The 20,739-nt window shown below is 62.0% G+C and carries 17 protein-coding genes and 1 pseudogene; 3 read left to right on the top strand and 15 right to left on the bottom strand.

Annotation, left to right across the window (positions count from 1 at the left end; genetic code table 11):
- Positions 1–43: 43 nt before the first annotated feature.
- The 7 genes from BM070_RS06910 to BM070_RS06940 form a co-directional block, all read right to left on the bottom strand.
- Complete coding sequence (locus BM070_RS06910) at positions 44–1,864, bottom strand: acyl-CoA dehydrogenase C-terminal domain-containing protein (RefSeq protein ID WP_092938850.1); 1,821 nt, start codon at positions 1,862–1,864, stop codon at positions 44–46.
- 84 nt (positions 1,865–1,948) lie between these two features.
- Complete coding sequence (locus tag BM070_RS06915) at positions 1,949–2,623, bottom strand: TetR/AcrR family transcriptional regulator (RefSeq protein ID WP_092938852.1); 675 nt, start codon at positions 2,621–2,623, stop codon at positions 1,949–1,951.
- Positions 2,624–2,728: 105 nt separating this feature from the next.
- Complete coding sequence (gene slmA / locus BM070_RS06920) at positions 2,729–3,493, bottom strand: nucleoid occlusion factor SlmA (RefSeq protein WP_092938854.1); 765 nt, start codon at positions 3,491–3,493, stop codon at positions 2,729–2,731.
- A 73-nt stretch (positions 3,494–3,566) separates the two neighbouring features.
- Positions 3,567–5,009, bottom strand: a complete 1,443-nt coding sequence (locus BM070_RS06925; RefSeq protein WP_092938856.1) for a sensor histidine kinase — start codon at positions 5,007–5,009, stop codon at positions 3,567–3,569.
- 48 nt (positions 5,010–5,057) lie between these two features.
- Entirely contained in the window at positions 5,058–5,825 is a 768-nt protein-coding gene (locus BM070_RS06930; protein ID WP_092938858.1) for a response regulator, read from the bottom strand.
- 77 nt (positions 5,826–5,902) lie between these two features.
- Positions 5,903–6,808, bottom strand: coding sequence for an acetylglutamate kinase (argB, locus tag BM070_RS06935; protein WP_092938861.1), 906 nt, complete (start codon positions 6,806–6,808; stop codon positions 5,903–5,905).
- 51 nt (positions 6,809–6,859) lie between these two features.
- A complete protein-coding gene (locus tag BM070_RS06940; RefSeq protein WP_092938956.1) occupies positions 6,860–7,957 on the bottom strand; it encodes a glycosyltransferase family 4 protein in 1,098 nt (365 codons plus the stop codon).
- A 113-nt stretch (positions 7,958–8,070) separates the two neighbouring features.
- Between BM070_RS06940 and BM070_RS06945 the strand changes: the two genes are divergently transcribed.
- Positions 8,071–8,850, top strand: coding sequence for a glycosyltransferase (locus tag BM070_RS06945; protein WP_092938863.1), 780 nt, complete (start codon positions 8,071–8,073; stop codon positions 8,848–8,850).
- Between the two features lie 156 nt (positions 8,851–9,006).
- Here the strand turns inward: BM070_RS06945 and BM070_RS06950 are convergent.
- From BM070_RS06950 to rfbB, 8 genes and pseudogenes are all read right to left on the bottom strand, one after another.
- Positions 9,007–9,402, bottom strand: a pseudogene (locus BM070_RS06950) (transposase); the annotation flags it as partial.
- A 391-nt stretch (positions 9,403–9,793) separates the two neighbouring features.
- Entirely contained in the window at positions 9,794–13,822 is a 4,029-nt protein-coding gene (locus BM070_RS06955) for a glycosyltransferase (RefSeq protein ID WP_092938865.1), read from the bottom strand.
- Positions 13,815–15,200, bottom strand: coding sequence for an ABC transporter ATP-binding protein (locus tag BM070_RS06960; protein ID WP_092938867.1), 1,386 nt, complete (start codon positions 15,198–15,200; stop codon positions 13,815–13,817). Before BM070_RS06960 ends, BM070_RS06955 begins: the two co-directional genes overlap by 8 nt.
- Positions 15,190–16,008, bottom strand: coding sequence for an ABC transporter permease (locus BM070_RS06965; protein ID WP_092938869.1), 819 nt, complete (start codon positions 16,006–16,008; stop codon positions 15,190–15,192). The genes BM070_RS06960 and BM070_RS06965 overlap by 11 nt, the downstream gene beginning before the upstream one ends.
- Positions 16,009–16,011: 3 nt before the next feature.
- Positions 16,012–16,557: a dTDP-4-dehydrorhamnose 3,5-epimerase gene (rfbC, locus tag BM070_RS06970; protein WP_092938871.1), complete on the bottom strand. Its 546-nt coding sequence runs from the start codon at positions 16,555–16,557 to the stop codon at positions 16,012–16,014.
- Positions 16,554–17,453 carry a glucose-1-phosphate thymidylyltransferase RfbA gene (gene rfbA / locus BM070_RS06975; RefSeq protein WP_092938873.1) on the bottom strand — a complete coding sequence of 300 codons (900 nt, stop codon included), beginning with the start codon at positions 17,451–17,453 and terminating at the stop codon, positions 16,554–16,556. Before rfbA ends, rfbC begins: the two co-directional genes overlap by 4 nt.
- Positions 17,454–17,501: 48 nt before the next feature.
- Complete coding sequence (gene rfbD, locus BM070_RS06980) at positions 17,502–18,392, bottom strand: dTDP-4-dehydrorhamnose reductase (protein WP_092938875.1); 891 nt, start codon at positions 18,390–18,392, stop codon at positions 17,502–17,504.
- Positions 18,389–19,462, bottom strand: coding sequence for a dTDP-glucose 4,6-dehydratase (gene rfbB / locus BM070_RS06985; protein ID WP_092938877.1), 1,074 nt, complete (start codon positions 19,460–19,462; stop codon positions 18,389–18,391). The genes rfbD and rfbB overlap by 4 nt, the downstream gene beginning before the upstream one ends.
- Positions 19,463–19,672: 210 nt before the next feature.
- Here rfbB and BM070_RS06990 point away from each other — a divergent pair, with 210 nt between their 5' ends.
- Together BM070_RS06990 and BM070_RS06995 are read left to right on the top strand one after the other, a co-directional pair.
- The gene (locus BM070_RS06990; RefSeq protein WP_092938879.1) at positions 19,673–20,344 is read left to right on the top strand and encodes a TetR/AcrR family transcriptional regulator; all 672 of its coding nucleotides are present in this window, start codon (positions 19,673–19,675) and stop codon (positions 20,342–20,344) included.
- A gap of 150 nt (positions 20,345–20,494) precedes the next feature.
- Positions 20,495–20,739, top strand: a 245-nt coding sequence (locus tag BM070_RS06995; RefSeq protein ID WP_139222777.1) for a leucine zipper domain-containing protein, incomplete at its 3' end; no start/stop codon positions are given.

The following is a 20,739-nucleotide window of genomic DNA, read 5'->3' on the forward strand; positions in this document are numbered from 1 at the left end:
TCCTTGGCAAAAACGTTGATAAACGGCGGGGCGGGCGCCCGGATCAGGCCAGCGCGGCGTCGGTGTCCATCAGCGGCTTGGCGCCGGCACGCGCGGTGCGCATCAGCGTGGCCGTCTCGGGGAACAGCTTGGCGAAGTAGAAGCGCGCCGTCTGCAGCTTGGCCTGGTAGAACGGGTCGGTCGGCTTGCCTTCCTTTTCCGCGGCCGCGATCTCGCGCAGCGCCACCTGGGCCATGCGGGCGAACAGGTAGCCGAACACCAAGTGGCCGGCCACGCGCAGGTAATCGACGGCGGCGGCGCCCACTTCGTCGGGGTTCTGGAAGCCCTTGAAGCCGATCTCGGTGGTGAACTTGGTCATCTGGTCGCCCAGGTAGGCCACGGGGTTGATGAACTCGGCCATCTTCTCGTTCACGCCCTCTTCCTCCACCAGCCTGGCGACCAGCTTGCCCAGCTTCTTGAGCGTGGCGCCGTTGTTGCCCAGCACCTTGCGGCCCAGCAGGTCCAGCGACTGGATGGTGTTGGTGCCTTCATAGATCATGTTGATGCGGTTGTCCCGCACGAACTGCTCCATGCCCCATTCCTTGATGAAGCCGTGGCCGCCGAAGACCTGCATGCAGGCGTTGGTGGAGATGTGGCCGTTGTCGGTGATGAAGGCCTTGACGATGGGGGTCAGCAGCGCGACCAGCTCGTCCGAGTCCTTGCGCACCTTCTCGTCCGGGTGGCTGTGGGCCTTGTCCAGCAGCAGCGTGCAGTAGATCTGCAGCGCGCGGGCGCCTTCGGCATAGGCCTTGGCCGTGAGCAGCATCTTGCGCACGTCGGGGTGGACGATGATCGGATCGGCGTCCTTGTCCTTGGCCTTGGTGCCCGAGAGGCTGCGCATCTGGATGCGGTCCTTGGCGTAGGCCAGCGCGTTCTGGAAGGCCACTTCGGTCAGCCCCAGAGACTGGTTGCCCACGCCCAGGCGGGCCGCGTTCATCATCACGAACATGGCCTGCAGGCCCTTGTGCGGCTGGCCCACCAGGGTGCCGATGGCGCCGTCGATGGCGATCTGGGCGGTGGCGTTGCCGTGGATGCCCATCTTGTGCTCCAGGCCGGCGCAGAAGATCGGGTTGCGCTCGCCCAGCGAACCATCGGCGTTGACGTGGTACTTGGGCACCACGAACAGGCTGATGCCCTTGCTGCCCTTGGGCGCGTCGGGCAGGCGGGCCAGCACCAGGTGGACGATGTTCTCGGTGAAGTCGTGCTCGCCGGCGCTGATGAAGATCTTGTTGCCGGTGATCCGGTAGGTGCCTTCGGGTGCGCCGGCCACGGGCTCGGCCTTGGTGCGCAGCATGCCCAGATCGGTGCCGCAGTGGGGTTCGGTCAGGCACATGGTGCCGGTCCACTCGCCGCTCACCAGCTTGGGCAGATAGGTCTTTTTCTGCTCGTCGGTGCCGTGCGCCAGCAGCGCTTCATAGGCGCCGTGCGAGAGGCCCGGGTACATGGTCCAGGCCTGGTTGGCGCTGTTGAGCATTTCGTAGAGGCACTGGTTGACCACGAAGGGCAGGCCCTGGCCGCCGTATTCGGGGTCGCACGACAGCGCCGCCCAGCCGCCTTCGACGTACTGCGCGTAGGCTTCCTTGAAACCCTTGGGCGTGGTCACTTCGTGCGTCTGCTTGTCCAGCGTGCAGCCCTCTTCGTCGCCCGAGATGTTGAGCGGGAAGGCCACGCCGGCGGCGAACTTGCCGGCCTCTTCCAGCACGGCGTTGATGGTGTCTTCATCGACCTCGGCATGCTTGGGCATGGCCTTGAACTCGTCGGAGACGCGGAAGACCTCGTGCATCACGAATTGCATGTCGCGCAGGGGAGGCGTGTAGCTGGGCATGTGGGCTCCTCAAAAGGCTGGAAGGGGAAACGAACGGTGTCGAAGCGACCGATGGGTGGAACACGGAAGGCAGTGCGGGCGGGTTCAACCGCCGCCGCTACTGCCGGAATCAGGCTCGCCGTAGCGCGCCAGGATGTTGTCGAAGCCGGCATTGGCCCGGTCGATGGAGCCGGGCGTCTGCAGGAAGCGCGCTTCGTAGTGCAGCGCCAGGATCAGGCCGTGGATCTCGAACAGCATCTGATCGGGGCTCACGTCGGCGCGCAGCTGGCCCAGTTCCTTGGCCTGCTCGATGGCGCGCTTCATGGCCGCCAGCCAGGTCAGCACGGAACTCGCGAGCGCGTCGCGCACCGGGCCGGCGCGGTCGTCGAACTCCACCGCGCCGCTGATGTAGATGCAGCCGGAATCGATCTCGATGGAGGTGCGCTGCATCCAGTGGTCGAACATGGCGCGCAGCCGCGCCACGCCGCGCGGGGCGTTCATCGCAGGGTAGAAAACCTCCTGCTCGAAGCGCACGTGGTATTCGCGGATCACGGAGATCTGCAGTTCCTCGCGCGAGCCGAAATGGGCGAAGACGCCGGACTTGCTCATGCCCGTGACGTCGGCCAGCGCGCCGATGGACAAGCCTTCGAGCCCGATGTGGGTGGCCAGGCCCAGCGCCGCCTCGACGATGACGGCCTTGGTCTGCTGCCCCTTCTGGAGCGCACGGCCTTCCCGCGCCGCGGCGCGGACGGGTTTGTGGGGAGCGGACGTGTCAGTCATGGAAAATAAAACGAACGATCGTGCTATTTTGCATGAAAAACCCGGATCGGCGATAGCCCTTGAGGGCCCATGGGGAGATGCGCGGGAAAACCCCTAGCCGCCGCGTCAGCGGGCGGAAGCGGCGTGGAGAGGCCCCAGCCACAGCTGCAGCGTGGCCTCCAGCTGCTCCACGGGCGAGCGGCGGAAATCCGTGCGGGCATAGCGCTGCAGCCGCCCACGCAGCAGGTCGCAGAGCGCGGCGGCGCGCACCTGCGCCTCCGCCGTGGGCGTGGCTGAGCCGGCGGCGTCCGCCGCCGGGCGCAGGCATTGCCGCAGCGACGATTCGATGCGGTCGAAAAACTGGTTCATGCGCTGCAGCAGGCGGTCGTTTTCCAGCACCAGCGCATCGCCCACCATCACCCGCACCATGCCGGGGTTGCGCGCGCCGAACTGCAGCACCAGGGCGCAGATGCGGGCCGCGCACTGCGCGCCCTCCTCGCCCGGTGCGGCCTCGCCGCTGCCCGCGCCGGCCGGCACCGGCACCTGCAGGCCCTGGGTGATCTGCTGCACGCGCGTGAAGATGCTTTCCTCGATGAAGTCGATCAGCCCCTCGAACATCTGGGCCTTGCTGGCGAAGTGGCGGTAGAGGGCCGCCTCGCTCACATCCAGGCGGGCGGCCAGCGCAGCGGTGGTGATGCGCTCCGCGCCGGGCTGCTCCAGCATGCCGGCCAGGGCCTGCAGGATCTGCAGGCGGCGCTCACCCGGCTTGGGGCGGCGGCGGGCCCCTGCAGGAGCCGCCGCGGGCGATGCGGCCTCATCCACGCCCGCGGGCGCAGCGGACTCGGTGGCTGCGCCGTCGAAGGCAGCGGAATCGTTGGGGATATCGGGCATGGCCTGCGGGTGTGTGCGAATCATTCTCGCACAGCGTTTTGACAGGGCTTTCCGCCAGCCCAGGCGGCTGCGCTCAAGCGGCGAAATGCACGGAAACCAGCAGCCCCCGGCCGTGCGCGCCCTGGCCCAGTGCCAGCTCGGCCTGATGGGCGCGCGCGATTTCGTCGGCGATCGGCAGACCCAGGCCTGTGCCCTCCCCGGCCGAGCCCGGCAGGCGGTAGAAGCGCTGCATGACCCGCGCCCGCTCGGCACCGGGAACGCCCGGGCCGTCGTCTTCCACCTGCAGGAAGGCGCGGCCGGCCTCCATGCCGCAGCGCAGGGTGACGGTGCCGCCGCAGGGCGTGTATTGGATGGCGTTGTCCACCAAGTTGGAGAGCAGCTCGCGCAGCAGCCAGCCGTGCCCCTGGGTGCGGGCCGGCGCGGCCTCCAGCCCCAGGTCCAGCCCCTTGGCGGTGGCCGCGTCGAGAAAGTCCTCCAGCAGGCTTTCGCACAGCGCTTTCAGATCGACGGACTGGGGCGCCAGCGCATCGAGGCTGCGCGCATCGGCCCGCGACAGGGCCAGCAGCTGGTGCGCCAGCTTGGACGTGCGCCGCGTGGCCTGGAGCAGTTTCTCGATCTCCTCCGCTCCCAAAACAATAGCACCTTGCGCAAGCGGGACAAGCGCAGAGGCCATATTCGGCATCAAACCAGACGGTTGCGCGCCGGCAGCGCCCGCCGCACCGCCCCGAGCCGCCAGCGCCCAGGCCTCGACCTGCGCCTGCAGGCCCGCCAGCGGCGTGCGCAGCTGGTGGGCGGCATCCGCCACGAAGCGGCGCTGGCTCTCGGCCTGCGCATTGACCAGCGCGAACAGGCGGTTGAGCGAATCGACCAGCGGGCGCACTTCGGCCGGCGACGCGGCCTCGTCGATGGGGCTCAGGTCACGCGGCGAACGGCGCTCGACGGCCTCGGCCAGCTCCACCAGCGGCTTGACGGCGCGCCGCACGGCCCAGTGGATGGCGAGCGCCGCAGCCGCGATCAGCGCCAGGTTGGGCAGCAGCACCCGCAGCAGCATCTGGCGGCCCCACTGCTGGCGCGGGTCGGAGCCGTCGGCCAGCGCCACCACCAGCTCGCCGGCGCCCGTGTGACTGCGCTGCACCGCCACCCGGTAGAGCGCGCGGTCGTGCTCGACGCTGTGGAACTCGGGCACCTGCGTGGTGGGCACGGCATTGCCCAGCCAGTCGTCGCCCAGCAGCACGCGCCCTTTCAGGTCCAGCACGCTGAAGCCGGAGGCGCCGCTGTTCTGGCGCAGGAACTCCTCCACGGGCGGCGCCAGCAGCAGCATGGGCTCGCCCTCCTCCGTGATGGCGGGCGACAGGATCGAGTCGGCCAGCGCCGGCAGCAGCCGCATCAGCCGCTGGTCGTGGCGGCCGGCCGCTTCGTCGGCGGAGCGGTAGTCCAGCCAGGCACCCGCCAGCGCCAGCAGGCACAGCGGCGCCAGCAGAAGCAGCAGCAGGCGGTTGCGCAGGTCGGAGGTCACGGGGGTTCAGGCAGTGAAAGCGCAGGGCGGCGCGGCGCCATGCCCCGATCAGCCCGGCGGCGACGCAGGCCGCAGTTCGAGCCGGTAGCCGAAGCCGCGAATGGAGCGCAGCGCCACGCCGTGCGGCTCCAGCTTGCCGCGCAGGCGCGAGACATAGACCTCGACGGCGTTGGGCGTGATCTCCTTGTCCCAGCCGGTCAGGGCCTGCAGCAGCTTGTCCTTGCTGGCCGGCTTGGGCGCATGGATCATCAGGTATTCGAGCACCGTCCACTCGCGGGGCCCCAGCTCCAGCGCGTGGACTCCCGGCCCCGGCCCACCATGCTGCATGCCGGGCCATGGCGGCGCAGCGCCTGGGCCAGCCACTCCGTCTGCCGCGCGAATGCTGGCCGTGCGGTGGGCCGCATCCAGCTCCAGCGGGCCGAAGCTCAGCACCGACGTGGTGGCGGCCTGCGAGCGGCGCAGCAAGGCGCGCAACCGGGCCAGCAGCTCGGGCAATTCATAGGGTTTGACCAGGTAGTCGTCAGCCCCCAGGTCCAACCCCTGGACCCGGTCGTGCAGCGCATCGCGCGCCGTCAGGATCAGCACCGGCATGGAGGGGTGCGCCATCTCGGGCCGGCGCAGCCGCCGCGTGAGCTCCAGCCCGTCCATGCCCGGCAGGCCGATGTCGATCACCGCCGCATCGAAGGACTCGGCCAGCAGCACCTCTTCGGCGCGCTCGCCGCTGCCCACCCAGTCCACGGCATAGCCGGCGTCCGTCAGGCCCAGCTTGATGCCGCTGGCCAGCATGACGTCGTCCTCGACCAGCAGGAGGCGCATGTCAGCGGCCGGCCCTGCGGGTCACAGCCGCGGCGGCGGCCTGGAAAGCGAATGGCACGCTGCGCGGCTTCGTTCGATCAGTGGCTGCGGATCATCGTGCCGTAGGCCTGCTCGGTCAGGATCTCGAGCAGCATGGCATGCGGCACGCGGCCGTCGATGATGTGGACGGCATTCACGCCCGCCTTGGCCGCATCCAGCGCGCCGGCGATCTTGGGCAGCATGCCACCGGAGATGGTGCCGTCGGCAAAAAGCGCATCGATCTCGCGCGAGGTCAGGTCGGTCAGCAGCTCGCCCGCCTTGTTCAGCACGCCGGGAATGTTGGTGAGCAGCACCAGCTTCTCGGCCTGCAGCACCGTCGCCAGCTTGCTGGCCACCACGTCGGCGTTGATGTTGTAGCTCTCGTTGTCCTCGCCGAAGCCGATCGGGCTGATGACCGGGATGAAGGCGTCGTCCTGCAGCGCCTTGACCACGCTCGGGTCGATGGAAACGATGTCGCCCACCTGGCCGATGTCGTGCTCGATGCTCGGGTCCTTGTTGTCCACCATGCGCAGCTTCTGCGCACGGATCATCCCGCCGTCGCGCCCCGTCAGGCCCACGGCCTTGCCGCCGGCCTGGTTGATGAGGCCCACGATGTCCTGCTGCACCTCGCCGGCCAGCACCCATTCGACGACCTCCATGGTCTCGGCATCGGTCACGCGCATGCCCTGGATGAACTCGCCCTTCTTGCCCAAGCGGTTCAGCGCCGTCTCGATCTGCGGCCCGCCGCCGTGCACCACCACCGGGTTCATGCCCACCAGCTTGAGCAGCACCACGTCCTCGGCAAAGTCCGCCTGCAGCGCCGGATCGGTCATGGCGTTGCCGCCGTACTTGATCACCATGGTCTTGCCATGGAACTTGCGGATGTAGGGCAGCGCCTGGGCCAGGATTTCGGCCTTGGTGCGGGGCGCGATGGAAGACAAGTCGAGTTCCGTGGAGTTGGACATGGCGTTGAACGTTCCTGAGACAAAACTGGCGCGATTGTAGGTGCGCAGTCGTTACATCCTGAGCCAGCGCGGCACCTTGAAGCGGATGATCATCAGATACGCCCCCACATAGGCCGCAGCGAACACCAGGCAGCAGATCACCAGCACCGTGGTGTTGCGCCAGAACAGCATCGCCGGCACCACCGACGCGCCGGCGAACATCCAGAGATAGGGCGAGGTGCGGTTGTTGCGGGAGAGCAATTCACGCGCCTCGTCATCCTGCAGCGCCACCCGGACGATCCGCCGAAAGATCAGCTGGTGCAGATGCAGCGCATCCGCCATGCCGGGCGACTGGCCGCGCACCAGCTTGCGATAGATGGAAAAGAAGGTTTCCCCGACGGGGTAGATCAGCAGCAATACCGGAAACCAGGGCGACACGGCCGGATGGCGCTGCACCAGCATGATGCAGCCCACCGCGATGACGAGCCCCCAGACATAGGCCCCGCCATCTCCGGCGAACACCTTGCCCCTGGGGTAGTTCCACAGCAGAAAGCCGGCCGTCGCGCCAGCCAGGCACACCAGGGCGGCGGCCAATTGCCGATCCCCCAACTGCAACGCGACGTGGACCAGCGCCAGACTGATGATGAGTGCCACCACCCCAGCCAGCCCGTTGTAGCCGTCGATCAGGTTGAAGGCATGCGGCAAGCCCGCAATCGCGATGACGGCGAAGGCCGCGGCAGCCCAGGGGCTGACCTGCAGCCAGGCATCCACCGGCCCCAGGCCCAGGCGATTCGTCTGAAGCCCCAGCAAACCGCACAGCAACATGGCCGACAGCGCCGTCAAACCCAACCGGACTTTGGCCGGCACTTTTTGCGTCACATCCTCGACCAACCCGGCCCCCACCGCCGGTACCATGCACAGCAAACCGGCCAGGGAAGACCAGAACGGCAGATTCACGTTCAAATGCTGCCCCATAGGCGACGCCGCGAACAGCACCGCACAACCCAGTCCGATGAAGATGCCCAGGCCGCCGATGCGAGGCACATGACCGCTATGGAAGCGCTGCGGCATGTCCTGCCGGTAACGGCGCGCATGGCGACGAGCTACACGCGTAATAAAAAAAGTCGTGAGCGCCGCACACAAGAAGCTCAGAACGATAAGGGCAATCATGCAGTCGTGAGTGAAAAGCAGTTGCAAGCTGCTCTTTGATAGAAATAAAGCATCGGTCTTTCGACTTGCCCCGAAAGCTTGCCGACTGGCAAGACAGCCACACAAATTAGATCATGACCAACACACAGCCAGACCTTAAAAGCGTTACCGTCTCCATCGTGAGTCACGGCCAACAGGCGCTGATCCGTCCATTGCTGGAACAGTTGGACCGCCACAGCCACCAGTGGGTGGCGGAAGTCGTACTCACCCTCAACATCCCCGAAACAGATCTCCTGACCGAAGCCGAAGAGGCATCCTGGCGCTTTCCGATCAGGCGCCTCGTGAACAGCACACCCCACGGATTCGGGGCTAATCACAACCAGGGATTCCAGCACTGCCGTACGCCCTGGTTCTTGGTACTGAACCCCGACATCCGTTTCGACTGCGATGTACTGGCACCCTTGCTGACCCAGGCCACGCCGGACGCGGGACTACTCACACCTCGCGTCCGAGAGCCAGGCAAGCTCGAACCCGAGCAGCACCGCGCGCTCCTCACTCCGCTGGAAATCCTCACGCGCAACCACCAGCGCTACCGACGCCCTCCCCGACCGGCCTGGGTGCCGGGCCTATTCATGCTTTTTCGCAGCGAGGCGTACCGGCATATTGCCGGCTTCGACGAGAAGAGGTTCTTCATGTATGGGGAAGACTTCGACATCTGTGCTCGCTTACGCCTGACAGGCTGGAAGATCCAGGTGGGCGAAGACCTGCAGATCCGGCATGAAGCGCAGAGGGCTAGCCGCCGCCGCGGCCGCGGCCGGCATCTTTACTGGCATTTGAGCAGCTTGGTGAAAGTATGGCTGTCGAGCGCTTTCTGGCGCTTGCGCCGACTAGAGGCCTCCGACAGGAGTAACTAAGGAAGGTCTGCAAAACCCCTTCCCAGCGCCCCGTGGCCGGATGACTCGGAGTGATTTTTCGCGATGTGCGAGATCAGCCTGATTTCCCGCGCGAAAGGCCCATCCAGCAGGCAGATTTGGCCCGTACAGCGGCCCCTGGGTGCGTTTCAGGCGCACTCATGCCTGCAGCGCCAGCAACTGCCGGCGTGCCATCCACACATTGCCCAGCGCAAACATCACCTGCAGCCGCGCCGTGTTCTTGGCCAGGCCCCGGTAGCGCACTTTGGCGTGATCGAACTGCTGCTTGATCACCCGGAACGGGTGCTCCACCTTCGCCCGGATGCTGGCCTTGATCTGCTCGACCCGCTCGATGGCCTGGGCCAGTGGTCGGCTCCTGTCCAGCGCGACTCGTTTGCCCGGGCGCATGGCAATGTGCCATCTCACCTTCAGGCCCCGGGCTTCGGGCCGCCTGTCCACTCCCTGGTAGCCCGCGTCTCCAAAGGCTTCCTGCTCCTGCTCCTGCCCGTGCAGCAGTCGTGCAGCCTGAGTGACATCGTTGACGTTGGAGGGCGTCCACCCAGGGCTTGGTGGACGCCGCGCGCATGCGGCTGGATCAGTGCCACCAGCGCCGCCCACGGCACCACCCGGTTCATCTCTTCAAGGAAGATCTCCTTGCGGGTCTTCTTGGGCAGGGGATCGAACCCCAGCATCTGCTGCCGCTCTTGCGTCATGCTCGCCATCTTGCCTGCGGCTCACTGCACGCGCCAGTCAGCGGCGGGGGTTTGCAGACCTTCCCTAACGGCCAAAGTAAGCGGCCCGCCTGTGGCGGGTCAGCTTGACTGCCGGGTTAGCTGCCGGCGCCATAAGCGCCTTCGCACTCGTCGTGATTCACGCATGATCCTTTGCTCTTCCCGCATTTCTGGCAAGCCCCATTCCCAATGGCTGATGGTTACAGGAGGCAATCCTAGACATGGATATCCGCCGTAAAGACATTCCTGACGGCAGCCTGGGAAAAACGTGCCAGCACAAAATCCCGCCCATCTACGGAGACCCGGTCCCAATAGTCATCATCAACCATGATTCTCAAGATTGCATCTGCAATTGCCTGTGACTCATCATGCACAGGAACAACAACATCCAATCCATCAAGGCCCTGGACACCGACTGAAGTAGTCACTATCGGAACCCCTTGGTTCAAGGCTTCTAGCACCTTACCTTTCACCCCAGCGCCGAAACGTAACGGAACGACGGCCACGCCTGCACGCTTGTAAAGCGCGTCCAGTGCCGCATCACTCAAATAACCAGTCACCCGTACGGAATCACTCGCCAAGGCTTTCACCTCGTCTGTGGGATTCGAGCCTGCAAGGGTGAGGAAAGCCCCAGGCTGGCGATGCTTGACTTTTGGAAATATCTCCTGCACCAACCATTTGGCTGCATCCACATTGGGCGGATGACCAAAACCTGCAACAAATAGGAGATCCGTCCGCTGACGCAACTCTCGCCCGGGCATGACGTCGGACTCGTTGAAGTAATAAAGAGGGACTGTGCGAGCCACAACAGCCGGGACCGCAGCCTTTACAGCATCGGTCTCTGAAGCAGATGGGTAATAAACCACATCCACCCGCCGCCAAATAGACTCCTCCAGGGCACGAAAATCTTCGGCCTCGCGAAGAAGCTGCGGCTCCTTGGTTTTTTCATACTCCCCAAGCAAACGGGCGTAATGTAAATCATGCCCATAATAAAGCACCTTGGCAGAGGTATTCTGCCGAACAGCATCCAAGTGGTCTTCCGTAATATGCGGACGGCTCAGCAGGACATAGTCCAGGCTGGATCCATGCTCCTGCATCAATTCCGCAAAGTGCCCAACATAATCCCCACCATAGAAGACCTCTATTCCTGCCTGCTGCAGCAGTGGGGAGTAATATGGGTCATGCCATAGGTTAGCAGGCCAAAATTTCACATTCAGCCCCATCGCCACAAATTCTTGCAAAAAACACCACGTACTCCGCGAGCCTGCATCACGATCCGGCTGAGGAACATAGTGATCAACGACCAGTATCGTCTTTTTCTTCACAGATCGATCGCGCGCGAGAAACGGATTAATCGCGTTATCCAAATGATTGCGTTCTAGCTCATCTTTCCAGCGTTCATAGAATTTCTTCTGGTTGGTCACCTGATGCGCCTTGACTCCAGAGGCAGTATCCGTCCCATGCGAAATCCCCTCATAGTGAATCACCACGGAGTCCGGCTGATAAAGAACACTCTTTCCGGCAGAACGCACCCGGAAGGCAAGATCAGTATCTTCGTAGTAGGCCGGCAAATAATGCTCATCAAACCCACCTAGATGATCCCACAACTGCTTCGGAATTAGCAGAGACGCGCCAGAACAATAGTCAGCTTCCTTGACGTAGTTATATATGCTACGAGTGGGATCATCCAGCCGACCATAATTCCACGCAGAGCCATCACGCCACAGAATACCGCCAGCCTCCTGCAGACGTCCATCCGGATACACCAGCTTCGAACCTACCATTCCACAATCGGGGAATTTCTCGAACAGCGACAACATGCTATCCAACCAACCGGCGGTCACTTCAGTGTCATTATTCAGCAGATAGACGTACCGCCCATGTGCAAGCTGCACCGCAGCATTGCATGAGCGGAGAAAACCCATATTGGCTGCATGATTGACGAAGCGTAAACCGGGGATGGCCTGAAGGCGCTGAATCTCGGCATCACCCGAGGCATCTTCTGCCACCATGACTTCCACCGATGCAACCGGCAAGTTCCGAGCAATCGACTGCAGGCACATGAGAGTGTGATGCAAGTTCCCGTATGTTGGAATAATGATGCTGATTTCAGGGGCGTTCACAACAGGAAAACTCAGCGAAGCCAGTACATCAGCAACATCATCAACAGCAATGGGTCCAGTACCCACCGGAACTGCAGGAGACTGACCGCTCTGGCGCCGCCACACCTCGTAGTGAACCATGCCTTTGAATAATGGACCAGCCACGCGATAAGCGGTAGTGACCAAGCGATCCTTTATCGACCTAGACAAAGGCAGGGCTCTATAGGCTCGCTTGCCCCAGCGGATAGCATGAGGGGACAACATGGATGCCAGCGTCCCCCACTCGCCGCGCAGCACCCGGCCCGACATCCGCAAAGGCATGGTGAGAGTCCAGGAGTGCGACTTCCTGATGGCATTGATCTGTTGGCTCAAATCAGTATTGGCAAGCCTTAGCCTGTCCAGTTCAGAGCGATCTTGGCTCTGCACAGCCGTCAAGGCACAGACCTGCTGCTCCAGTAAGGCAATTCGTCTGGTACGTTCGAGCTGCTGAGCAGAGTCCAGGTGCGGCTGCACGATGGGCGGCACCGAAACAGTAGCGGCCGCAGCCCCCCCGTCAGTCCATCGGGCTTCCAATTCAGCGCACCGTGCGTTCAATTGCAGCGCCCACGCTGTACGCTCGTCGAATTCTGATTGCAGTTGAACAAGTCGTTCGTCAACTGCCGCGAGGCGCTCGACCTGTTTGGCCAACTCTAAATTACGCCGACTCAACAGGTCATGCTGGGCACGAAATTGTGCATGCGTAGTTAACAGTGACTGCAACTTAGCATGCATCTCGTCGGCATATTGGGCTCGCTCCGCCAGTTCTCCTTGCAACCCTTTCAGCAACGCATCGCGCCCCTGCAACTCAGCGCGGAGTGCCTGAATTCGGGGATCAGCGTCGAACTGCTTTTCCTGACACGCCTTTTGCTCTGCCAGCTGAACTTCCAGCTCCTGGCTTAGCCGAGAATTCTGCTCATCGAGTTGGGCAATACGGGCCTTGAGCGCCAGAACCTCTTCTTGCAGTCGTAGCTCTGAATCGACACGCGCCTGATATTTTTCAAGCTCCAGACGAAGAGAAAGATTGCGCTGCCCTAACTGATCCTGTTGAAGGCGTAACTCTGCGTGGGCCTCTTGCAAACCCTGCAGTTCGACATGCAATATGTCAGCCTGACGGGATCGATCCGCCACTTTTTTTTCCAGCTCTGCATTTTCCCGGAGACGGAGAGCCAATTCATCCTTCAGCTTTGGAGATTCCGAATTTCCGGAAGCGCGCTCTATCTCGGCCACCAGCCGGGCACGTTCCGCATCCAACTGCAGCGCCCACGCAGTCCGGTCTTCGAATTCAGCTCTCAACTGTGCATGTCGCTTGTCGAGGTCACGATGTTCGAGGTCAAGCGTAGAGGCCCAGCGCAAGGACTTCTGGGCCTCAGCATAGAGATCGATGTCTTCATCTACAAAAAACGAAGGATCCGTCTTCGGCAAATGGCCATCGTCCGCCGCACAAACGGCAACAAAATACATGATGCCAGTGGACGGAGGGGTCTGCTTCACAAGATGGTCACCTTTAAGACCAATCGCCTCATAGTAAGCATCTTGCTGCCCCATTGGCGCAACGACAGATCCCGTCAGCAACCGCTGCCCCAAATAAGTGACAGCGGAGAACTGCTCGCGCAGCAGCGCATCGAATTCCTCGAAGTAAAGCTCCTTGACGTGAAACTCATTGACATAGTTTCGATCGTCGGAGTAGACCTTCTTATTGGGGGAGGATATGATCAGCAAGCCGTCAGGTCTCAGCACACGCCGAATATCCGCCAGCATCTCACTTTGCTGCGGCAAATGCTCGACTGTCTCGAAAGAAACGACTACATCCACGCTATGCGCCTGGAGAGGGATAGCCGTTGCACTCCCCTGAAGAAACTGCAAATTACCCTTGGCGGCATACTTTTCGCGAGCATGCAAGACCGCCTCGTGCGCTATGTCAACACCCATAACCGAATCGGCATGTGCGGCCAGCAAAGCAGAGCCATACCCTTCACCACAGGCTATATCCAGAACTCTCTTACCCTGGCAAAAGCGGGTAACCCAAGCATATCGGTGCATATGCTCATAGCGAATTTCACCACTCTCCGTAGGCACAAAGCGCTCACCCGTAAAATTAATCATGCGCAACCTTCCTGACCGATATCTCCAGCATGGGCAGACCTACCAAGCCATGCTTCATCGTGGTATCCGTGGCACGTACTTCCAAGGCATCGTGCAACCAATGCTGTTGGGTATGGTTGTCTTGCGTTCCTGATGCGATCGCAAGATCCATCGAATAGAGGCCCGATGGAAGAATCGGCATCCGAAAGCGAAAGCAGGCCGTCATCGTTTCACCGACCTCGGCGCTGATCGGCGCATCCATCGTGGTGATAAAGCTGTTGTCACCAAACAGACGCTGACCCATCCGATCTTTAAAATAAAATCCGAAGATCAGATTGGAGAGTGGCTGAAGCACCTCAGCCTTTACAGAAAGCCGAACGATTTCGCCGCCATGGCTCATGTGCAAAGGGCTGCCATCCTCAGCCAGAAAGCTGGAATCGACGATTCGCGCACCACCAGCGCCGAATTCCGCAGCAGCACGGTCAGGGTCAAACTCAAAAAATTCGAATTTCGTCAGCGCCCCATGCTCAGCCAATTTCGGCAAGCGCGCATCCTTGATGTCATCAGACTCGCTTTTCAACGCAGCAGAAGTACGGCGCCCCGATCGCAGCGCAACGGCAGTTCCTTCGCCCTCTCGGTCAAGGGCGTGCTGCGCTGCAAGATAGGTTTCGACAACCTCTTTCGCCGGACCATCCATGCGTAGTCCACCATGATCCAACCATACAGCTCTTGAACACAATCCGATGACAGCGCTGGTGTCATGACTCACGAAGAGAAGCGTTCCCGTCTTCTGGAAATCGCGTAGGTAACGCATGCATTTCTGCGTAAAGCGCACATCTCCCACGGATAGCGCTTCGTCGATAATAAGTACATCTGCATCGACATGCGCAGCAATAGCGAATGCAAGCCGCACATACATGCCGCTTGAATATGTTTTTACAGGCTGCTCGATGAAATCCTCAAGCTCAGCGAACTTGACGATACTCTCGAACCTCTTGGCTAACTCATCCTGGCTTATGCCGTAGAGTAGGCCGCTAAGGAAGATATTCTCCCGCCCAGAGAACTCTGTATTGAAGCCGGCCCCCAATTCGAGCAATGCGGCGATCCGTCCCGAAATGTGGACACTCCCAGTTGTAGGAGAGAGCGTCTGGCATACCAGCTGCAATAGAGTGGACTTACCCGAACCGTTCTGACCAACAATCGCTACGGTTTCACCGCGCCCCACCTGGAAGCTCACGCCATTGAGTGCCCAGAACTCCTGGAAATAATTTTTCCTTGCCAGCCCCAGAATTCTCCGGATAGGTGACATCAATGACTGGCGCAGGCGATCACGGGGCTGCTTGTAGATCTCGTAACGCTTACTGAGATCCTGGACTTTGATAATCGCATCAGAGGACATCCGCAAATCCCCCGCGCATTCGCTGAAACCACATTAAACCCAACCAAGCCACCACATAGGCGACGAAACAATAGAGCGCCCAGCCCATCCAATCGACAGGCGAACCCCAGATCGCCACGTTACGAACCTGCTCCACAATAAAAGTCAGCGGATTCAGATATAAAAACTCCGCAAACCCAACCGGCACAGAATGCAAAGGATAAAAGATGGGGGCCATGAACATCAACAAGGACGAGACGATTCCCATGAGCTGGCCGATATCCCGCAAAAACACACCGAGCGAAGAGATGAACCACACCAGGCCGACCGTCAGCAAAGCGAACGGCATGAGCAAAACAGGCACCCACAACACCGACAGCATGATATGCCCCTGCCATATGAAAATAGCAATCAGCAAGATAACCATGGCAATGGCAGTATGGAAAAGAGCAGCCCCCACCCTGACCCATGCAAATATCTCAAGTGGAAAAACAACCTTCTTGACAAAATTCACATTACTCACAATGAGTGAAGGAGCACGCATGACACATTCTGAAATCAGGCTGTGAAGCATGACCCCAGCAAACATCACGACCGCGAACTCCATTTGATTGACGGCATCCGGACGCCACCGCGACTTGAAGACCACACCAAAAACAAAGGTGTAGATACTCAACATCAACAGCGGATTCAGGAAAGACCAAAAAACACCCAAGAAGGAGCCTCGATAACGTCCGGCAATTTCACGCTTGATCAACTGGCCGATAAGCGTACGATGCTGCAGAAGCGTTACCAAGACAGACAGGGGATTGGTGGCACGATCTTGCATCAGTTAGAAAACCTCTGCGTGAGTGAGACAATTCGCAGACGCATCTTTGGGAGAAACCTTAGGTTCCTCGTCAATATCAGGCCATTCAATCCCAATATCAGCGTCATTCCAGAGAATGCTTCGCTCATGCGCCGGCGCGTAGTAGTCGCTCGCCTTGTACAGAAAATCCGCGCTATCGCTGGTCACCACGAACCCATGCGCGAAGCCGGCCGGGATCCACAGCTGCCGGTGATTGCTCTCGGTCAGTTCCACCCCCACCCACTGACCGAAGGTCGGCGAGCTCTTGCGGATGTCCACCGCCACGTCAAACACGGCTCCACGCGTCACACGCACCAGCTTGCCCTGCGGCTGCTGGAGTTGGTAATGCAATCCACGCAGCACGCCTTTGGTCGAGCGCGAATGGTTGTCCTGCACGAACTCCACATGTTGGCCCACCGCTTCGTCGAACACGCGCTGGTTGAAGCTTTCCATGAAGAAGCCGCGCTCGTCACCGAAGACTTTAGGCTCCAGGATCAGCACGCCTTCCAGTTGGGTCTTCGTCACCTTCATCCGTGGTACTCCTCGCGCAGCAGGCGCATCAGGTATTGGCCATAGCCGTTTTTCTTGAGAGGGGTGGCCAGCTTCTCGACCTGTGCAGCGTCGATGAAGCCTGCACGCCAAGCGATCTCTTCGGGGCACGCGATCTTCAGGCCCTGGCGCTGTTCCAGCGTGGCGATGAATTGGCCGGCTTCCAGCAGGCTTTCATGCGTACCGGTATCCAGCCACGCGTAGCCGCGCTTCATGATCTGCACGTTGAGACTGCCCTGATCCAGATAGGCTTGGTTCACGGCCGTGATTTCCAGCTCGCCTCGGGCGCTGGGCTTGACGGCCTTGGCGATGTCCACGACCTGCCGGTCGTAGAAGTACAGACCGGTGACGGCATAGTTGCTCTTGGGATGGGCAGGCTTTTCTTCGATGCTCACCGCACGGCCGCCCTGGTCGAAAGCGACCACGCCATAGCGCTCGGGGTCGTTCACGTGATAGGCGAAGACGGTGGCGCCATCGGCCTGCTCGCCAGCGGCCATCAGTTGCTGCTGCAGGTCATGGCCGTAGAAGATGTTGTCGCCCAGCACCAGGGCGCTGGGTGCGCCGTCCAGGAATTGCTCACCGATGATGAAGGCCTGGGCCAGCCCATCAGGGCTGGGCTGCACGGCGTACTGGAGACTCAGGCCCCACTGGCTACCGTCGCCCAGCAGTTGCTGAAAGCGCGGCGTGTCCTGCGGCGTGCTAATGATGAGGATGTCGCGCATGCCGCCCAGCATCAGCGTGCTGAGCGGGTAGTAGATCATGGGCTTGTCATAGACCGGCAGCAGTTGCTTGCTGATCGCGAGGGTGGCGGGGTGCAGGCGCGTGCCGGAGCCGCCGGCAAGGATGATGCCCTTGCGTTGCTTGTTCGTGGAATGCATGTGTTCTTTTCTCTGAGAGGGATTACGGCGACCCAGGCGCCTGTCGGCCTACAGGATTTCTCTGAGCATGCGGGCGACGCCGTCCTGCCAGGGGGGCAGGCGCAAGCCGAAGGTGGCCTGCAGCTTGGACGTATCGAGCCGGGAGTTGTGGGGCCGCTGGGCCGGCGTGGGGAATGCGCTGGTCGGCACGGCCTTGACCGCATCGGGGCCGGCCTTGAGTTCGACACCGGCTTGCTGCGCCAGGGCCAGCACGTATCGCGCGTAGCCGTGCCAGGTGGTCTCTCCCGCCGCGATGGCGTGATAGAGCCCGGCCTTGGAAGGGTCTTGCAGCGTGGCACGGATGGCGTGCGCGGTGATGTCGGCCAAGAGTTCGGCGCCGGTGGGTGCGCCGAACTGGTCGTCGATCACCGTGAGCTGGTCGCGCTCCTTGGCCAGGCGCAGCATGGTCTTGGCGAAGTTGCCACCGCGCGCGGCATAGACCCAGCTGGTGCGCAGGATCAGGTGCCGGCTGCAGTGCTGCGCGACGAGTTGCTCGCCTTCGAGCTTGGTCTGTCCATAGACGCTCAAGGGTCCCGTCGCATCGGTCTCGCGCCAGGGCGTGCTGCCGCTGCCGTCGAAGACGTAGTCGGTGGAGTAATGCACCATGAGAGCGCCGAGTTCTTCGGCGGCCCGTGCGACCTCCCCCGGCGTGGTGGCGTTGAGCTTGCGGGCCAGATCGGCCTCGCTCTCGGCCTTGTCCACGGCCGTATGCGCCGCGGCATTGACGATGACGTCGGGGCGCACGCGCCGCACGGTGTCGGCGACCTGTTCGGGCTGGCTGAAGTCCGCCGGATAGTCCGTGCTGTCGAAGTCGAGCGCCACCAGCTCGCCCAGCGGCGCCAGGCTGCGCTGGAGCTCCCAGCCGACCTGGCCGCCCTTGCCCAGCAGTAGCAGCTTCATGCCTTCACCGCCTCGTTGCCGTACTGCTTGGCGACCCAGTCGCGGTAGCCGCCGCTTTGCACGTTGGCGACCCATTCCTGGTGGGCCAGATACCACTCCACGGTCTTGCGGATGCCGGTGTCGAAGGTTTCCGCGGGCTTCCAGCCCAGTTCGCGCTCGAGCTTGCGTGCGTCGATGGCGTAGCGGCGGTCGTGGCCGGGGCGGTCGGTCACATAGGTGATCTGCTCCTGGTACGAGCGGCCATCCGCGCGCGGGCGCAGCTCGTCGAGCAGTGCGCAGATGGTGTGCACGATCTCGATGTTGGGCTTCTCGTTCCAGCCGCCCACGTTGTAGGTCTCGCCCAACTGGCCGGCTTCCAGCACGCGGCGGATGGCGCTGCAGTGGTCCTTGACGTAGAGCCAGTCGCGGATCTGCATGCCGTCGCCATAGACCGGCAGGTTCTTGCCGGCCAGCGCGTTGACGATCATCAGCGGGATGAGCTTCTCGGGGAAGTGGAACGGGCCGTAGTTGTTGCTGCAGTTGGTGGTGAGCACCGGCAGGCCGTAGGTGTGGTGCCAGGCACGCACGAGGTGGTCGCTGGCGGCCTTGCTGGCCGAGTACGGGCTGTTGGGCTCGTAGGCATGGCTTTCCGTGAAGGCCGGAGCGTCTGCGGACAGGGTGCCATAGACCTCGTCTGTGGACACGTGCAGGAAGCGGAAGGCTTCCTTCTCGCCCGCCGGCAAGGCCTGCCAGTAATGCCGTGCGGCCTCCAGCAGGCGGAAGGTGCCGACGACGTTGGTCTGCACGAAATCTTCAGGCCCATGGATCGAACGATCGACATGCGATTCGGCCGCGAAGTTGACGATGGCACGCGGCCGGTGCTCGGCCAAAAGCCGCGCGACCAACTCGGCATCCCCGATGTCGCCCTGTACGAAGTGATGGCGCCCGTCCGACTGCAGCGAGGCCAGGGTCTGCAGGTTGCCTGCATAGGTGAGCTTGTCGAGGTTGACGACAGGCTCCTGGGAACCCGCCAGCCAGTCGAGGATGAAATTGGCACCGATGAAGCCTGCGCCGCCTGTGACGAGAATCATTGTTTGATATGTGTCTATGTGTTTCTGGAATGCCTTTGACAGGCGATGGATTATCACATTGGACTGACATGCCGCCGTAACCTGATGCGTTAACCAGCGACAGACAACACAATCGCTTTTCCGTAGATAGTGCAGTGCAGCGTGCCGAAAATACAGCGCTGGTTTACAGTGGTTCGCAACAAGAAACCCGCAGAGACAGGGAAGGCCGCCATGACCAAGAAAATGCCGCGCCGCACGGCCGAACGCATCCTGGAAACCTCGCAGGAGCTGTTCAATCGGTTTGGCGAACCCAATGTGTCGACCACGGCCATTTCTGCGGAAATGCGAATCAGCCCCGGCAATCTCTATTACCACTACCCTGCCAAGGAAGCGCTGATCAATGCGCTTTTCGCCCGCTACGAAGCCACCCTGGAGAACTTGCTCGCATCCTGCGAGGAGCTGCGCACGCTGGAGGAGGCCAAGGCCTTTTTGCGCTCCCTGTTGGAGCTGGTCTGGCAGTACCGCTTCCTCTACCGCGACCTGAACGACCTCATGTCGCGCAACCGGCAACTGGAGCTTCACATCCAGTCCCTGCAGGCGCGCAAGGTGCGAGCCGTCATGCAGCTGCTGAACGGCCTGCGACGAGACGGGACGCTGCTCGTGCAAGAGGCAGAGGTGCCCCGCCTGGCCACCAGCCTGGTGCTGCTGGCGACCTACTGGTTCAGCTTCGAGTATGTGAACAACCCGCGCCACGCACTGGAATCGGAGAGCGAGTCCCCCTCGATCACCCGGGGGGCGGAGCAGCTCCTGAGCCTGCTGTCGCCTTACCTCGCAAGCGAGGCGCGCGAGCCGTCGGACAGGCCGGCCGGCGCACGCAACGCCGAAAGCGCCGTGCCCGCCTGAGCGCAGGAGCAGGCCGCTCCCGCTCGGGCAGCAGGACCTGGCCCAGGGCTAGATGTGAAGCTTCAATAGGTTGTATCCGGTGTTCATCCTGGTTGGATTTGAGAGACTGGAAGTCGCCAAACACCCAATCGACTCAGGACACCCAACCGGATGAACACCCATAAGCATGCCCGACTTACCTTCGCCCGCCGACTTGAGATGGTTCAACAGATGACCATTCATGGCCAGGACGCCGCCCAGGCAGCTCTCGCCCAAGGCGTCACCGCTCAGACAGCCAGGAAGTGGCTGGGCCGGTATCTGAGCGGTGGCGAAGCCGCCCTGGCCGATGCATCCTCCAGACCAACGCGCTCGCCCCGGGCCATCGACGAATCCAAGGCGCTGCTCATCGTCGAGTT

Source organism: Paracidovorax wautersii, assembly GCF_900113035.1.
Taxonomy (GTDB): domain Bacteria; phylum Pseudomonadota; class Gammaproteobacteria; order Burkholderiales; family Burkholderiaceae_C; genus Paracidovorax; species Paracidovorax wautersii.

Coding starts and splice junctions, on each gene's coding strand:
- BM070_RS06940 (WP_092938956.1), bottom strand. CDS start 7,957: ATGATTGCCCTTATCGTTCTGAGCTTCTTGTGTGCGGCGCTCACGACT.
- BM070_RS06910 (WP_092938850.1), bottom strand. CDS start 1,864: ATGCCCAGCTACACGCCTCCCCTGCGCGACATGCAATTCGTGATGCAC.
- BM070_RS06930 (WP_092938858.1), bottom strand. CDS start 5,825: ATGCGCCTCCTGCTGGTCGAGGACGACGTCATGCTGGCCAGCGGCATC.
- BM070_RS06915 (WP_092938852.1), bottom strand. CDS start 2,623: ATGACTGACACGTCCGCTCCCCACAAACCCGTCCGCGCCGCGGCGCGG.
- BM070_RS06960 (WP_092938867.1), bottom strand. CDS start 15,200: ATGTCCTCTGATGCGATTATCAAAGTCCAGGATCTCAGTAAGCGTTAC.
- rfbB (WP_092938877.1), bottom strand. CDS start 19,462: ATGATTCTCGTCACAGGCGGCGCAGGCTTCATCGGTGCCAATTTCATC.
- slmA (WP_092938854.1), bottom strand. CDS start 3,493: ATGCCCGATATCCCCAACGATTCCGCTGCCTTCGACGGCGCAGCCACC.
- rfbD (WP_092938875.1), bottom strand. CDS start 18,392: ATGAAGCTGCTACTGCTGGGCAAGGGCGGCCAGGTCGGCTGGGAGCTC.
- BM070_RS06955 (WP_092938865.1), bottom strand. CDS start 13,822: ATGATTAATTTTACGGGTGAGCGCTTTGTGCCTACGGAGAGTGGTGAA.
- rfbA (WP_092938873.1), bottom strand. CDS start 17,453: ATGCATTCCACGAACAAGCAACGCAAGGGCATCATCCTTGCCGGCGGC.
- BM070_RS06945 (WP_092938863.1), top strand. CDS start 8,071: ATGACCAACACACAGCCAGACCTTAAAAGCGTTACCGTCTCCATCGTG.
- BM070_RS06990 (WP_092938879.1), top strand. CDS start 19,673: ATGACCAAGAAAATGCCGCGCCGCACGGCCGAACGCATCCTGGAAACC.
- BM070_RS06965 (WP_092938869.1), bottom strand. CDS start 16,008: ATGCAAGATCGTGCCACCAATCCCCTGTCTGTCTTGGTAACGCTTCTG.
- rfbC (WP_092938871.1), bottom strand. CDS start 16,557: ATGAAGGTGACGAAGACCCAACTGGAAGGCGTGCTGATCCTGGAGCCT.
- argB (WP_092938861.1), bottom strand. CDS start 6,808: ATGTCCAACTCCACGGAACTCGACTTGTCTTCCATCGCGCCCCGCACC.